9 protein-coding genes are annotated in these 15,961 nt (G+C 59.8%); all 9 read left to right on the top strand.

Annotated features, from left to right (window positions below):
- Positions 1-31 precede the first annotated feature (31 nt).
- The 9 genes from PY650_RS01355 (at position 32) to PY650_RS01315 (ending at position 15,893) form a co-directional block, all read left to right on the top strand.
- On the top strand, positions 32-1,672 hold the full coding sequence (locus PY650_RS01355; RefSeq protein WP_285877272.1) for an ABC transporter substrate-binding protein: 1,641 nt from the start codon (positions 32-34) through the stop codon (positions 1,670-1,672).
- Between the two features lie 42 nt (positions 1,673-1,714).
- Positions 1,715-2,761: an ABC transporter permease gene (locus PY650_RS01350; RefSeq protein ID WP_432761471.1), complete on the top strand. Its 1,047-nt coding sequence runs from the start codon at positions 1,715-1,717 to the stop codon at positions 2,759-2,761.
- Positions 2,758-3,687 (top strand): ABC transporter permease, encoded by a 930-nt coding sequence (locus tag PY650_RS01345; protein ID WP_285877270.1) that lies wholly within the window; start codon positions 2,758-2,760, stop codon positions 3,685-3,687. The genes PY650_RS01350 and PY650_RS01345 overlap by 4 nt, the downstream gene beginning before the upstream one ends.
- Positions 3,684-4,517, top strand: a complete 834-nt coding sequence (locus tag PY650_RS01340) for an ABC transporter ATP-binding protein (protein ID WP_285877269.1) — start codon at positions 3,684-3,686, stop codon at positions 4,515-4,517. The genes PY650_RS01345 and PY650_RS01340 overlap by 4 nt, the downstream gene beginning before the upstream one ends.
- Positions 4,514-5,263 carry an ABC transporter ATP-binding protein gene (locus PY650_RS01335; protein ID WP_285877268.1) on the top strand — a complete coding sequence of 250 codons (750 nt, stop codon included), beginning with the start codon at positions 4,514-4,516 and terminating at the stop codon, positions 5,261-5,263. The genes PY650_RS01340 and PY650_RS01335 overlap by 4 nt, the downstream gene beginning before the upstream one ends.
- Before the next feature lie 164 nt (positions 5,264-5,427).
- Positions 5,428-5,616: a hypothetical protein gene (locus PY650_RS01330; RefSeq protein ID WP_285877267.1), complete on the top strand. Its 189-nt coding sequence runs from the start codon at positions 5,428-5,430 to the stop codon at positions 5,614-5,616.
- A 168-nt stretch (positions 5,617-5,784) separates the two neighbouring features.
- Positions 5,785-5,943, top strand: a complete 159-nt coding sequence (locus PY650_RS01325; RefSeq protein WP_285877266.1) for a hypothetical protein — start codon at positions 5,785-5,787, stop codon at positions 5,941-5,943.
- Positions 5,944-6,277: 334 nt separating this feature from the next.
- A complete protein-coding gene (locus PY650_RS01320; RefSeq protein ID WP_285877265.1) occupies positions 6,278-6,958 on the top strand; it encodes a helix-turn-helix domain-containing protein in 681 nt (226 codons plus the stop codon).
- 424 nt (positions 6,959-7,382) lie between these two features.
- Positions 7,383-15,893, top strand: a complete 8,511-nt coding sequence (locus tag PY650_RS01315; RefSeq protein ID WP_285877264.1) for a glycoside hydrolase family 94 protein — start codon at positions 7,383-7,385, stop codon at positions 15,891-15,893.
- Positions 15,894-15,961: the final 68 nt, after the last annotated feature.

The raw sequence follows: 15,961 nt of genomic DNA, 5'->3' as shown, positions 1-15,961 counted from the left end.
GTAACAAAAGCTAAAATAAGGGAACAAAAACATGATGATGACCAAGATGAACCGCAACTTCCGTGCTCTTTCGGCCGGTGCGGCTCTGACACTTCTAACGATGGCGGCGCCGAACGCATACGCTGCGACGCCCAAGGATACGCTGGTTGAAGGTTTCGCCTTCGACGACATCCTGAGCATGGATCCGGCCGAAGCCTATGAACTATCCGCTGCCGAAATCACCGGCAACACCTACAGCCTGCTCGTCCGCCTCGACATCAACGACACCTCGAAGATCAAGGCCGATATCGCCGATAGCTGGTCGGTTTCCGACGATCACCTGACCTACACGTTCAAGCTGAAGCCCGGCCTGAAGTTCGCATCTGGCAATCCGATCACTGCCGAGGACGTTGCATGGTCCTTCGAGCGTGTCGTCAAGCTCGACAAGAGCCCGGCCTTTATTCTCACCCAGTTCGGTCTCAACGGCAGCAACGTGACGGAAAAGGCTAAGGCAACCGATCCGAACACCTTCGTCTTCACCGTCGATAAGCCCTACGCGCCGAGCTTCGTACTCAACTGCCTGACGGCAACCGTCGGCGAAGTGGTCGACAAGAAGCTGGTCATGCAGCATGTGAAGCCGGTAACGCCGTCTGCCGACTACAAGTATGACAACGACTTCGGCAATGGCTGGCTGAAGACCGGCTTTGCCGGTTCTGGCCCGTTCAAGCTGCGCGAATGGCGCGCAAACGAAGCCGTCGTACTGGAGCGCAACGACAATTACTACGGCGACAAGGCGAAGCTGAACCGCGTCATCTATCGCTTCATGAAGGAAAGCTCGGCACAGCGCCTGGCGCTTGAGAACGGCGATATCGATATTGCCCGCAATCTCTCGCCGACTGATCTGACGGCCATCGAGAAGAACCCGAAGCTCGCTTCGACCAGCGCGCCCAAGGGCACGATCTACTACATGAGTCTCAACCAGAAGAATCCAAATCTTGCCAAGCCGGAAGTGCAGCAAGCGTTCAAGTCCCTGGTTGACTACGATGCCATCGGCACGACGCTGATCAAGGGCATCGGCGAGATCCACCAAACCTTCGAGCCGAAGGGCATGCTCGGCTCGCTGGATGAGAACCCGTTCAAGCTCGACGTCGCCAAGGCAAAGGACTTGCTGGCCAAGGCAGGTCTGCCGAACGGCTTCTCGGTGACGATGGACGTGCGCAGCATCGAGCCGGACACGAGCGTCGCCACGGCGATCCAGCAGACGCTCGGCCAGGCTGGCATCAAGGTCGAGATCATCCCCGGCGACGGCAAGCAGAAGCTGACCAAGTATCGGGCCCGCAATCACGACATCTATTTCGGCAACTGGGGCCCGGACTATTGGGATCCCCATTCCAACGCCGATACCTTCACGACCAACGACGACAACTCCGATACCAGCACGAACAAGACGCTCGTCTGGCGTAACACCTGGACCACGCCCGAGCTGGAGAAGCTGGCCAAGGCTGCTCTCTTTGAGGGCGATGCGGCCAAGCGCGGCGCCATGTATCAGGACATCGAGAAGAAGTTCCTGGATGCGAGCCCCTTCGTCATCCTGTATCAGCAGACGGAAGTCGCCGGCTATCGTAAGGACGTGAAGGATTTCAAGCTCGGCCCGAGCTTCGACAACAACTTCGTCTGGCCGATCTCGAAGTGATGATCCGGCAGGATTAGTCTTTTGAGCACTATCGAGCGTAAAATGCAGGTGCGGCCCAAGAAGGGCCGTGCCACTCCATTTTTGATGGGGCTGCTGCGATTCCTTGTCGTGGCAGCCACCACTTATCTCGGCCTTCTCGCCGTTACCTTCTTCATAGGGCGCGTCATTCCCATCGATCCGGCGCTCGCGATCGCAGGTGACCACGCGCCGCAGCAAGTGCTGGAGCGTTTGCGACGCGAAATGCATCTCGATCAGCCGCTCTATCTGCAGTTCTATTTTTATCTGCTGAGCGCCATGAGCGGTGATTTCGGCACCTCGGTGCTGACCACCAACCCGGTGATGGACGATATCCGGCGCGTCTTTCCGGCGACGATGGAGCTTGCGACCGTCGGCACGATCATCGGCGCGGTATTCGGCGTCCCCTTTGGCGTGCTTGCCGCCGTGCGCCGCAACAGTTTCATCGACCAGGTCGTTCGCGTCATCGGCCTCGTCGGCTATTCAGTGCCGGTTTTCTGGCTAGCTATGGTGTCGCTCCTCATCTTCTATGCCAAGCTGGGCTGGGTGGCCTATCCCGGCCGCATTGATATCGCCTACGAATACACATTCACGCCGATCACCGGCTTCTATCTGCTCGACAGCGCCATGCAGGGGCAATGGGATGTGTTCTGGGATGCATTCCGCCACATCATTCTGCCCGCCTCGCTGCTCGGCTATTTCTCGCTTGCCTATATCAGCCGCATGACACGCAGTTTCATGCTGAATGAGCTGGGGCAGGAATATATCGTCGCTGCCCGCGCCAAGGGCCTTTCGGAGACGCGGGTGATCTGGGGCCATGCGCTGCGCAGCGCCATCGTGCCGCTGATCACGGTGATCGCGCTCTCCTACGCCGGGCTACTGGAAGGCTCGGTGCTGACGGAGATCGTGTTTTCCTGGCCGGGTATCGGCTTCTATATCACCAGCTCGCTGCAGAATGCCGATATGAACGCTGTGCTCGGCGGCACTGTCGTCGTCGGTACGGTCTTCGTCGGGATCAATCTGCTGTCCGACCTGCTCTACCGCACTCTCGATCCAAGGACGCGACGTAAATGACGGCTAGGACCACCACGCAAATTTCCTGGCGTGACTGGCTGCTGTCAGATCGGCCGCAATCGCGCCGGCAAGCAAGCCTCGGGCGCACCTATGTCACGTGGCGGCAATTTTCCGCCAATCGGCTGGCCGTTCTCGGATTGCTGATCATCATTGCGCTCGTAGTCGTGGCGGCGCTCGCCGATGTTATCGCCCCCTATCCGCCAAGCATCGGGGATCTTACCAATGCCTATTTGAAACCGCCCGGTACCGGCGGTTATCTCCTCGGCACCGACAATCTGGGGCGCGATATACTGTCCCGCCTGATCTACGGGTCGCGATGGACCCTCTATATTGTCGTGCTCGTGGCGATCATCTCCGCGCCACTCGGGCTGTTTATCGGTATGACAGCTGGCTATGCAGGTGGCTGGACCGATACCGTGCTGATGCGCATCACCGATATCTTCCTCGCCTTTCCGAAGTTGGTACTCGCTCTCGCTTTTGCGGGCGCGCTCGGCCCGGGCATCGAGAACGCCATCATCGCCATCGCCATCACCTCCTGGCCACCCTATGCGCGCCTGGCGCGGGCCGAGACGATGACGGTGCGGCGCTCGGATTACATCGCCGCAGTACAGCTGATGGGGGCATCGCCGATCCGTATTGTCTTCCGCCATATCATGCCGCTTTGCATCTCGTCGGTGATCGTGCGTGTCACGCTCGATATGGCCGGTGTCATATTGACGGCGGCAGGCCTCGGCTTCCTGGGTCTTGGCGCACAACCGCCGCTGCCGGAATGGGGCGCAATGATCGCGACTGGCTTCAAATACTATCTTGACCAATGGTGGGTCGCGGCCATGCCTGGCATCGCGATCTTGATCGTCAGCCTTGGCTTCAACCTGCTCGGCGACGGTTTGCGCGATGCGCTCGATCCGAAGGAGAGCGGCCAATGACGACGCTATTGACGGTCGAGAACCTGAGGGTTCGCTATTCCACACGCACCGGCGTCATAGAAGCGGTACGCGGCGTGTCCTTCACGCTCGGGCGCGAACGGCTCGGCATCGTCGGCGAGAGCGGTTCCGGCAAGTCGCAGACTGGCCGTGCCATCATGGGCCTCACTTCGTCTCATGGCATTGTCACCGCCGACCGGCTGAATTTTAGCGGCATCGATCTGCTGTCGATTTCAGCCAAGGAGCGCCGGTCGCTGCGCGGCAAACGCATCGCCATGGTGCTGCAGGATCCGAAATATTCGCTCGACCCGGTAATGACCATCGGCCGGCAGATCACCGAGACGCTGCGCACGCATGAGAAGGTTAGCAAGGCGGAAGCGCGCGACCGCGCGCTCGCCATGCTGGAAGCCGTGCAGATCCGCGATCCCAAACGTGTCTATGACTTGCATCCGCACGAGGTGTCCGGCGGCATGGGGCAGCGCGCGATGATCGCGATGATGCTGATCGCCGGGCCGGAACTGCTGATTGCCGACGAGCCGACCTCGGCGCTCGACGTCACCGTGCAGCTCGATGTGCTCAGGATCATGGATAAGCTGGTGTCGAAACGCGGCATGGGGCTGATTTTCGTGTCGCACGATCTGAGGCTGGTGTCTTCGTTCTGCGACCGGGTCATCGTCATGTATGCTGGCAAGATCGTTGAGGAACTGAAGGCTTCCGACCTCAACAATGCGCAGCATCCCTATACGCGCGGCCTGTTGAACTGCATGCCTGTGATCGGCGAGGATCGTCATCCGCTACCGGTTCTCGATCGCAAACCGGAGTGGACGGCATGACGGCGGCGCTTGCAGTCGACGGCCTCAGCGTCGTCTATAATGGTTACTATGCCCTCGATGCCGTCAGCATAAGTGTGGACAAGGGCGAATCCTTTGGTCTTGTCGGCGAGTCCGGTTCGGGCAAATCGACCCTGCTGCGCGCCGTCGCCGGTCTTGCGCCGGTCAGTGACGGCATGATCCGCATCGACGGTGAGGCGCTGGCGGGCTCGAAACGCAGCAAAACTTTCTATCGCCAGGTGCAGATGGTGTTCCAGGACCCCTACGGCTCCCTGCATCCGCGTCAAACCATCGATCGGCTGCTTTTGGAGCCCCTGGCGATCCACGGCATCGGTGATAGCGAGACGCGCATCACACGGGCGCTTGACGAAGTCGGCCTCGGCACCGGCTTTCGTTTCCGCTATCCGCATCAATTGTCCGGTGGCCAGCGTCAGCGCGTTGCCATCGCCCGCGCGTTGATCGTAGAGCCGTCTATCTTGTTGCTCGACGAGCCGACCTCGGCGCTCGATGCCTCCGTGCAGGCCGAAGTGCTTAATCTGCTGGAGCAGGTACGCAGGGATCGCCATCTGACATTCGTTATGGTCAGCCACGATCTGGGCGTCGTCACCCATATGTGCGAGCGCCTCGTGGTGATGCAGAACGGAGCCATTGTCGAGCGGTTGAGCGCAAAAGAATTAGCGGCTGGCGATGTCAAGCAGGACTACACACGCAATCTGATGATTGCAAGCAAGGGCTTTGTCCGCGCTTAACCAACTGTAATCATTGTGCCTTGGGCGCTCCTTTAGTTAAAGGCAGCTTAAAAGACGACCAATCGTATAGACTATTGACTCGTGCCGCAATTCTGTCATGATCCCGTTAATGGCGGTTAACTTTCGTGATCCCTGTTTCGGGTCATATGCGAGTGGAGGCAGGCATGTTTTTCATGGGTGGCATGACCATGGGTTATCTTCATCCGCCAATGCCGGCAAAAGAGGAAGACGTGCTGACCGTCACTCTGCCGGAAGAAAACAGCCGCCGTCATATCGGTCCGGCCGAAACTCCGGCTCCTCAAGCAAGCGCCGTAGAGCGCACCTTGATCTGGGCTCGCCGCATTCTCTGCTGAGTTCAGCGTTGCTGATCTTGCGAGCCTGACCATAGTCCAGTGGTTTATTTTTTCCGTTGTTGGCCTCTGGACAAAAAATCATGTCTACCTAATTGATAGGGATTATATGAATGTCAGCCACGGGCATGTCCCGTGAGACATCAACAAAAAAACGAACGGAGGCAACACATGGCGAATTTGGGTATGTCGAATACGCATGTAAATCAGTTCGACGGTTCGAAGCGCGTCGCGGCGACGCGGCATAAGATTCAGACCGCGATTCATGTTGCACTGTTTTCCGCCGCGTTCCTTTTCGTTGCTGCCATCGTCATCGGCATCGTGGTCTGATCCCGCTGCAAGGATGGCCTGATCGGCATCGGTCGATTATGGCCGTCGACGGATGGCTGCTGATGTGGCATGCGCCACACGGTTGCGGCTGAAGTCTCATCCCATCTTTTGTTTCTCAATGGCGGCAGCGACTAATCGGGAGGATATCCAGATGAGCCCGATTTGGCGCTGCGTCGCCCTTCCCACTCCAAGTTGAAACCTTCCCTTACGGCAACTCTTCTTTTCCAGGCGCTGTCAAAACTTCGCCGGGCAAAGAAAATTTCTTGTGCCCGATAGAATGCGCTTCGTGAAAACAGTAAGCTTCGCCAAAATACTAAATAGACGGGGCGGAAGCATGACCAAGGCGGAAGCTGGGCACAGCAGGCGGAACGGTGCTCGCGGAGCGAAGGCGGTTCTGAAACAGGACCCGCATGCCCCACGCGACCTCAAGGAGAACAATCTCGAATTGGCGATCGGCCACGAGGTCCGCGCGTTCCGCAAGAAGCTCGGCATCACCGGCGCCGATCTTGCCTCGGCCACCGGCATATCGCTCGGCATGCTCTCGAAGATCGAAAACGGCAACACGTCTCCCTCTCTCACTACATTGCAAGCCTTGGCGCGGGCGCTCGGCGTGCCCGTCACGTCGTTTTTCCGGCGTTTCGAGGAAAAGCGCAATGCGGTCTTTGTGAAAGCGGGCGAGGGGTTGGAGATGGAGCGGCGTGGTACGCGCGCCGGTCATCAGTATAATCTGCTCGGCCACATCGGCAATGGGTCTAGCGGACTGCAGGTTGAGCCCTATCTTATCACGCTCACAGCCGATTCCGATGTTTTTCCGGCTTTTCAACACGAAGGGTTGGAACTGATCTATATGCTGGAAGGCGAGGTCGAATACCGTCATGCCGACAAGCTCTATGCGATGGGGCCCGGCGATAGCCTGTTCTTCGACGCCGATGCGCCGCACGGCCCGGAAGTACTCGTAAGCCTGCCGATCCGCTTCCTGTCGGTCATTTCCTACCCTGAGAAAAACGGGTCTTGAGAGGAGTTTGCGAATCTTTTGAGGGAGTTCAGTTTAAGTTCATCTTCTGCGGGATATGGAGGGTTCAACCTGCCAAGCCCTGCTGAATTTCCGATCGAAAGAAATCAGCCTAAGGAGAATGCCTCATGATCTTGATCGATTGTCTTTAACACGTGCGGACCGCTGCCGGAACCGTCCGGCCGCGTGTCAAGTTTCACGGAAGCCTGTTTCGAACGGTGGCGCAAAATAGCCATGATCCTGAAGAAGAGGCCGTGAAAATCTTCGCCCGAATACGTTTGTTCTAAGCCGTCACTTCGAATTCATCCCCTTCGCACGCCGGGAAGCGAAGCAAAGGGTCCAAATTCATGAATAGTTGTGTCGGGCAGGGCAAAAAACTCGAAGGCGACAATGCCTGTCACTCTGTTTGGACCCAGAACCCGAATCCATGACATCTCAAAATCTCTCCACTGTTCCGCCGCGCGATTCTGAAGCCAAGCAGATCGATCATAACGATTCGATCCGTGCCGCCTATTTCTCCAACGATCAGATCCGAGAATGCGGTTCGGCTTTCGCTCGCAATGGCGCCGGCACGAAGCTGCCGGGCTTTGCGCCCTTCGACTTCTTCGCTCGGCACAAGGAGAACGAAAAGGAGATCCTGCGCGTCTATCGTTCGGCCAATGCCGACGTCGATGCAGGCGAATCGATCACCCCGGCCGCTGAATGGCTGCTCGACAACCACTACATCATCGAAGAGGCGATCCAGGAAGTTCGCCGCGATTTTCCGAAGAAGTTCTACGATCAGCTGCAGACGATCACCATCGATGGCATGGTAATGCCGCGCACGCTGGCGCTCGCCTGGCTCTACGTCGCCCACACGCATAGTACCGTGTCCAACCAGGGTCTGCTCGCACTCGTCGAAGGCTTCCAGTCGCACGAGATGCTGAAGATCGGCGAACTCTGGGCGGTTCCGTCGCTGGTCCGCTACGTCCTCGTCGATAACCTGCGCCGTATCTCCAGCCGCGTCGAACAGAGCCGACTGACGCGCAAGAAGGCCAATGCCGCCGTCGATGAACTGATCCGCATCAATGACGACGCCAAGGTCACCGAGTTCCTGAAGACGCTCGAACCCTATACATCGGACAATACCTTCGCGACACAGTTCCTCTATCGCTTGCGCGACGGTTCGCATACGTCGGGCCTTGCCGTCACCTGGCTGGAAAGGCGCCTGGCGGACGCCGGCACCGATGCCGAAACCGTCATGATGGCCGAGCACAACCGCCTGTCGTCCGGCAATGTGACGATGGGCAACATCATCAAGAGCCTGCGCCTAATCGACGACACCGACTGGTCGGGCTGGGTCGAGGAGGTCAGCGCGGTCGACAAGCTGCTCTGGGACGAGACCGACTACGCAAAGCTTGATCCCGGCTCGCGCAACAGCTATCGCCGCGCCATCGAAAAGCTTGCACGCCGTTCCGACAAAACGGAGATGGAGATCGCCCAGGTCGCCATGGCTATGACCGAGGCGGCCAAGGTCTCAGGCGAGCCGCAACCGCATGAGCCCAATATCGGCGATTTTATCGTCGGCCAGCAGATCGAGAAGCTGGAAAACGCGATCGGCTTCCGGCCGAAGCTGTCGCAGCGCTTCGTCCGCGAATGGCGCAAGTTCAACTGGCTGGCGATCGCCGCACCGGTTCTCCTGCTCACTGTGATCGCGCTTTGGATCGTCGGCTATTTCATGATCCAGGCCGGCATGGGCTGGGCCGAAACCATCATCCTGCTGTTGATGTTCTCCTTGCCAGCATCGGAAGGTGCGACGGGCCTGTTCAATTTCGTGGTCACCATGTTCCTCACGCCGGCGCGCCTCGTCGGCTATGAGTTCAAGGAAGGCATTCCGGAAGAAGCCCGCACGCTGGTCGTCGTGCCGACACTGATCGCCAATCGCGACAGCGTCGACGAGCTGGTCCGCAATCTCGAAGTTCATTACCTCGCCAATCCACGCGGCGAGGTCTATTACGCGCTGCTCAGCGACTGGCCGGACAGCAAGGAAGAAGAGAGCGAACGCGATCTGGAAATTCTGGACTACGCCCGCCGCGAGGTCGCCAATCTCTCGGCCCGCTATGCCGAGGACGGCAAGCAGCGCTTCTATCTGCTGCACCGCCGCCGCCTCTACAATCCGGCCGAAGGCGCCTGGATGGGCTGGGAACGCAAGCGCGGCAAGCTGCACGAGCTGAACCTGTTGCTGCGTGGTGATCGCGATACGACCTTCCTGCCCGGCGCCAATACCGTGCCGAAGGACGTGAAATACGTCATGACGCTCGATTCCGACACGCGCCTGGTGCGTGACACGGTCACGAAGCTCGTCGGCAAGCTGCATCATCCGATCAACCGGCCGGTGTTCGATTCCGAAAGCAAGCGCGTCGTCCGCGGTTATGGCGTGCTGCAGCCACGCGTCACCCCGTCGCTGACGACCGGCAAGGACGCCTCGGTATTCCAGCGCGTCTTCTCCGTCAATCGCGGCCTCGACCCTTACGTCTTTGCCGTCTCGGACGTCTATCAGGACCTCGTCGAAGAAGGCACGTTCACCGGCAAGGGCCTCTATCATGTCGATGCCTTCGAGGCCTCGCTGAAGGGCAAGATCGAAGAGAACGCGGTTCTCAGCCACGATCTGCTCGAAGGCTCGATGGCGCGCTGCGCGCTCGTGACCGACTGCGAGCTCGTGGAAGATTTCCCGATTCGCTACGAAGTCGAAGTCTCGCGCCAGCACCGCTGGGCTCGCGGCGACTGGCAGTTGCTTCCATATCTCTTCAATCCGAAGCGCGGCGTCACCGGCCTCGGCCGTTGGAAGATGATGGACAATCTGCGCCGCTCGTTGACGCCGATCGCCTGGTTCTTCGCCTCCGTTCTCGGCTGGTATTTCATGGGGCCGTTCGCCGCCCTGATCTGGCAGATCCTGCTGATCTTCTGCCTGTTCGTGGCGCCGACGCTGTCGCTGATCAACGGCATCATTCCGCGCACCAGCGATATCGTCGCCCGGGCCCATCTCTATACGGTCTGGTCGGATATCCGTGCCGCCAATGCGCAAGTGGCGCTACGTATCGTCTTTATCGCCGACGGCGCCTGTATCATGGCTGACGCCATTGGCCGCTCGCTCTACCGCGCCTTCGTCAGCCGCAAGCTGATGCTGCAGTGGCGTACGGCGGCTAGCGCCCAGGCTGCGGCGCAGACGACGATCCTCGGTCACTACCGCGTCATGTGGCACGCGCCTGTGCTGGCGCTGTTGGCATTGGCTTTCGCATCTCTTTCCGGCGACAACGCCTTCTTCGTCGGCATTCCCTTTGCGCTGCTCTGGGTCTTGTCGCCTGCGATCGCCTGGTATGTCAGCCAGACGGCGGAAACCGAAGACAAGCTCGAAGTGCCGGAAAGTGTCTCGGCCGAGCTGCGCAAGATCGCGCGTCGCACCTGGCGCTATTTCGACACCTTCGTCGTCGAGCAGCAAAACCATCTGCCGCCGGACAATGTGCAACAGACGCCGCATGCGGTGGTCGCCTCCCGCACCTCGCCGACCAATATCGGCGTCTACCTGCTATCGGTGATTTCGGCCCGCAATTTCGGCTGGATTTCCTTCGAGGAAACCATCGATCGCATGGAAAGGACCATGGCGACGGTCGAGAAGCTCGAGAAGTTCCGCGGACATCTGTGCAACTGGTATCATACCGACACCCTAAAGCCGATGGGCGCGCGCTATGTCTCGGCGGTTGATAGCGGCAATTTTGCCGGCCACTTGATCGCCGTGTCTTCGGCCTGCCGCATCTGGGCGGAAGCGCCTTCCGCGCATATGCAAGGCAATCTCGACGGTATCGGCGATGTCGCCGGCATTCTCGGTGAAATGCTTGCCGAGCTGCCGGATGACCGCAAAACCGTCCGTCCGCTGCGTCATCGACTGGAAGAACGCATTATCGGCTTCCGGAACGCGCTGGCGGCGGTCAAGCGCGAGCATGAGTTCGCCTCGATCCGCATCATCAACCTGTCGGTCCTGGCGCATGATATCCAGAAGCTCGCTGCCAACCTCGACTACGAGGTCAAGTCGCCGCAGAGCGGAGAGGTGCTGCTTTGGTCGGAATCGCTGGTGAAGGTCTGCGAAGGTCATATCGCTGACAGCGTTTTCGATCTCGCCAATGTCGATGCGCTGCGTCAGCGCCTGGCAAAGCTGCGAGACCGCATGCGTGAAATCGCCTTCGGGATGAATTTCAGTTTCCTCTACCGTCCGGAACGGCGTTTGCTCTCGATCGGCTTCCGTGTGGAAACCAACGAACTCGATGCCGCCTGCTACGACTTGCTGGCGTCCGAAGCCCGCCTCACCAGTCTCTTCGCCATCGCCAAGGGCGACCTGCCGACGGAGCATTGGTACCGCCTCGGGCGTCAGGTCGTGCCGATCGGTTCGCGCGGCGCGCTGGTTTCCTGGTCCGGCTCGATGTTCGAATATCTGATGCCGCCGCTCGTCATGCAGGAGCGCCAGGGCGGTATTCTCAACCAGACGAACAATCTGATCGTTCAGGAGCAGATGAACTATGCCAAGCGTCTGGGCGCGGGCATCCCCTGGGGCATCTCGGAAGCGGCCTTCAATGCCCGCGACCATTATATGCACTACCAGTACACCAATTTCGGCGTGCCCTCGCTGGGCCTGAAGCGCGGCCTCGGCCAGAATGCCGTCATCGCGCCCTATGCCTCTATCCTGGCCAGCCAATACCGGCCGGAAGCGGCGCTCGAAAATCTGCAGAAGCTCCGCAAGGTCGGAGCGCTCGGCACCTATGGCTTCCACGACGCCGTCGACTTCACGCCGACCCGCGTTCCGGAAGGTAAGAAGTGCGCGGTGGTCTATAACTACTATGCCCACCATCACGGCATGTCGATTGCGGCTATTGCCAATGTCGCCTTCAACGGCCGCCTGCGTGAGCTGTTCCACGCCGATCCTGTGATCGAAGCGGCCGAACTGCTGCTGCAGGAAAAGGCGCCGCGCGATATCCCGGTCATGGCTGCTAAGCATGAGAGTGACCAGCCGGCCAATATCCAGGAAGACATGCTGCGCCCGGAAATCCGGAAGATCGCCGATCCGGCCACGCAGGACCGCGAACTCGCCTTTCTCTCCAACGGTCACTATTCCGTCATGCTGACGGCAACCGGCGCCGGCTATTCGCGCTGGAACGGCTTGTCCGTCTCGCGCTGGCGGCCCGATCCTACGGAAGATCGCTGGGGCACATTCATCTTCCTGCGCGATACCATATCCGGCCAATGGTGGTCCACGACCTCGGACCCGCGCAGCATCGAAGGTGAGAAGGTCAAGGTCTCATTCAGCGACGAAAAGGTGGAATACACCAAGACCATCGGTGATCTCACCAGTGAGGTCGAGTGCATCGTCGCAACGGAAAACGATGCCGAAGGCCGCCGCGTCACGCTGCTCAACATGGGCGCTGAGGACCGCTTCATCGAAGTAACCTCCTATCTCGAGCCGGCGATTGCCAGCGACGATGTCGATTCAGGCCATCCGGTCTTTACGCGCATGTTCGTGCGCACGGAGATCGGCAGCAGCGGCGACGTGATCCGCGCCGAGCGCAACAAACGCGACTACAACGAGCCGGATATGTCAGTCGCCCATCTGGTTGTCGACAATGCCGGTTCCGAGCGTCCGACCGAATTCGAGACGGACCGCCGCAAGTTCCTCGGCCGCGGTCGCACGCTTGCAGAAGCTGCGGCCTTCGATCCGGGCGCTACCTTGTCCGGCACCGACGGTTTCACGATGGACGCCTGTCTGTCGTTGCGTCGGGTCGTGCGGGTTCCTGCCGGCAAGAAGGTCAGCATCATCTTCTGGACCATCGCCGCGCCGAACCGCGAGGATGTCGACAAGGCTGTCGAACGCTACCGCAACCCCGATACCTTCGGGATTGAGCTGACGCAGGCTTGGACGCGCACGCAGATGCAGATGCGCCACGTCGGCGTCACCTCGCAGCAGGCGGCAGCCTTCCAGAAGCTCGCCCGCTACCTCGTCTATCCAGATATGCACCTGCGCGCCGACGGCGCCACCGTTCAGGCTGGCCTGCATTCGCAGTCAGCGCTCTGGCCGGTGACTATTTCGGGTGATTTCCCGATCTTCACCTTGCGCATCAATGACGACATAGATCTCGAAATCGCCAGGGAAGCGCTAAGCGCGGCGGAATACATGCGTTCGCGTGGCATCAATGCGGATCTCGTGATCGTCAACGAGCGCGCAGTCGATCACGCTCAGGATATGCAGCGCGAGCTGGACAAGCTCGTCGAGCACGTTCGCCACAATCAGGGCGATGGGCTGCGGCAGAACATCTTCTCGGTTCGCAAGGACCTGATCGAGAACGAGACTTACCAGCAGATCCTCGCTGCATCGCGGGTGATCTTCCATGCTCGCAACGGCAAGCTTGTTGACCAGATCGCGCGCGCGACGACGCTGTTCGCTTCCTCGCAATCAGATGGACCGTTGCCTGTCAATCGCCTTGCCTTACCGATGGTGCCGCAGGAGTCGGTCTTTACGGCCGATGCTTTGGAAGCCCAGGACGATCTCGATTTCTGGAACGGCTATGGCGGCTTTGCCGACGATGGCCGCGAATATGTCGTCCGGCTTGCCGGCGGCCAGTCGACGCCGCATCCGTGGGTCAACATCATATCCAACGACCGCTTCGGCTTCCATGTGCCCGCCGAAGGCGGTGGCTTCACCTGGAGCCACAATTCCCGCGACTATCAGTTGACTCCTTGGACCAACGACATGGTCATCAACCGTCCGGGTGAGGCGCTTTACGTGACCGATCTCGACAGCAATACGGTGATGACTCCCTATGCCGGCCTGTCGCGTAATCCGAAAATCCGATTTGAGGCCCGTCACGGTCTCGGCTACTCGGTGTTCTCGAGCGAACAGAGCGGTATAGCGCTGGAACTGACACAAACCGTCGATCGCGAACGTCCCGTCAAGCTCTTCCGCCTGCGCGTCCGCAACATGGGCGCCGGCGCCCGCCGGCTGCGGCTCTACAATTATGCGGAATGGGTGCTCGGCACTAATCCGAATAAGACGAGACCGTTCATCCTGTCGTCACTGGACGAAGAGACGGGTGCCCTGTTTGCCAACAATCCCTACAGCATCGACTATTCCAAGCGTGTCGCCTTCATGGCGGCGAGCGAGGCGCATTCGAGCTTCTCGGCCAGCCGCCGCGAATTCATCGGCCGCTACGGCACGGTGCAGATGCCAGAGGCCGTCGTTTCCGGCGCCGTCCTCTCCAACTCCACTGATCTCGACGGCGACCCCTGCGCGGCGCTCGCTTTCGATCTGACAGTCGCAACCGGTGAGCAGAAGGACATCTGCTTCTATATGGGCGATACCGCTTCGCTCGAGGAGGCGCGTGCCTTGGTCGCCGATATCCGCAAAGCCGATTTCGAGACTGTGCTTTCGGCCAGCCGCGGCTTCTGGGATAGCTTCACCGGCCGTCTACAGATATCGACGCCGGACAAGGCGATGAACAACATGATCAACGCCTGGCTCCCCTATCAGAGCCTCGGCTGCCGCATCATGGCGCGCACCGCCTTCTACCAGTCCTCGGGCGCCTTCGGCTTCCGCGACCAGCTTCAGGATACGCTGGCCTTCCTCATGCATGCGCCAGAGCTTGCCCGCAAGCAGATCCTGAACGCGGCCCAACGCCAGTTCCGCGAAGGCGACGTGCAGCATTGGTGGCTGCCGGGCAGCGGCGCGGGCGTGCGCACGAGTATCTCGGACGACGTCGTCTGGCTCGCCTATGCCATCGACCAGTATTGCACCGCGACCGGCGACAAGTCGCTTCTCGACGAGGAGCTTGCCTTCGTCGAAGGGGCCGCCCTGATGCCTGGCACGCACGACGTCTTCTATCAGCCGACCGTCTCGCAGGACAAGGTCAGCGTCTACGAACATGCGGCCTTGGCGCTCGATCTCGCGATCAAGCGCAAGGGCGGCAACGGATTGCCGCTGATCCTCGGCGGCGACTGGAACGACGGCATGAACCGTGTCGGCATCCAGGGCCGCGGCGAGAGTGTCTGGCTCGGCTGGTTCCTGGCCGGTACCCTCGCCGCCTTCCTGCCCTATGCGGCGGCGCGGGGCGACAAGGAGCGTGTCGAGCGCTGGACCAAGCATCTGCCGGAATTGCGCAAGGCGCTGGAAACGGCGGGCTGGGATGGCAGTCACTATCGCCGCGGCTATTTCGACGACGGTAGCCCGCTCGGTTCGGACGAGAATTTCGAATGTCAGATCGATTCGATCGCGCAGTCCTGGAATATTCTCTCCGGCGAAGGCGATCGCGAGCGCGGCGAAATGGCGATGAACGCCGTTCTCGAAAAGCTCGTCGACGACGACAACCGGATAATTCGGCTCTTCACGCCGCCCTTCGCCAAGTCGGCGCGAGATCCGGGTTATATCAAGTCCTATCCGCCGGGTGTGCGCGAAAACGGTGGTCAGTACACCCATGCCGCGACCTGGGTCGTGATGGCGCTGGCGGAGATGAACCGTGGCGACGATGCCTGGCATTGCTTCGACATGCTCAACCCCGTCAACCATGCACGCGATCGTGATCAGGCCGATACGTATCGTGTAGAGCCCTACGTGGTCGCGGCTGATATTTATGGTGAAGGACAATTAACCGGCCGTGGCGGCTGGACCTGGTACACAGGATCTGCTGGGTGGCTTTATCGCGTCGCTATCGAAGGCATTCTCGGTATCCGCATGAAAAACGGACGACTTTTCGTCAAGCCGGCCTTGCCTTCCCAGTGGGATAGCTTTGCGGCAGACCTTCAACTGCCGAGCGGAAATTACCGCATTTCCGTCTCAAAAGCGCCCGATGCTAAGGGATACTTGGTAACGGTAAATGACAGGGCGATCGCCCATCCCGAAGAGGGCTATCCGATCGGACAGTAGCGTTTTCCTACGCTGTTTTCGCTTCGACGGTCGGGGCCAAAGGGGGAACTCTTTGGCCCCGATCGCAT

Source organism: Martinezella calliandrae (genome assembly GCF_030272695.1).
Lineage (GTDB): Bacteria > Pseudomonadota > Alphaproteobacteria > Rhizobiales > Rhizobiaceae > Rhizobium > Rhizobium calliandrae.
Note: the sequence above shows the minus strand (reverse complement) of the source record. Positions and strands in the feature narration are given on the sequence as shown.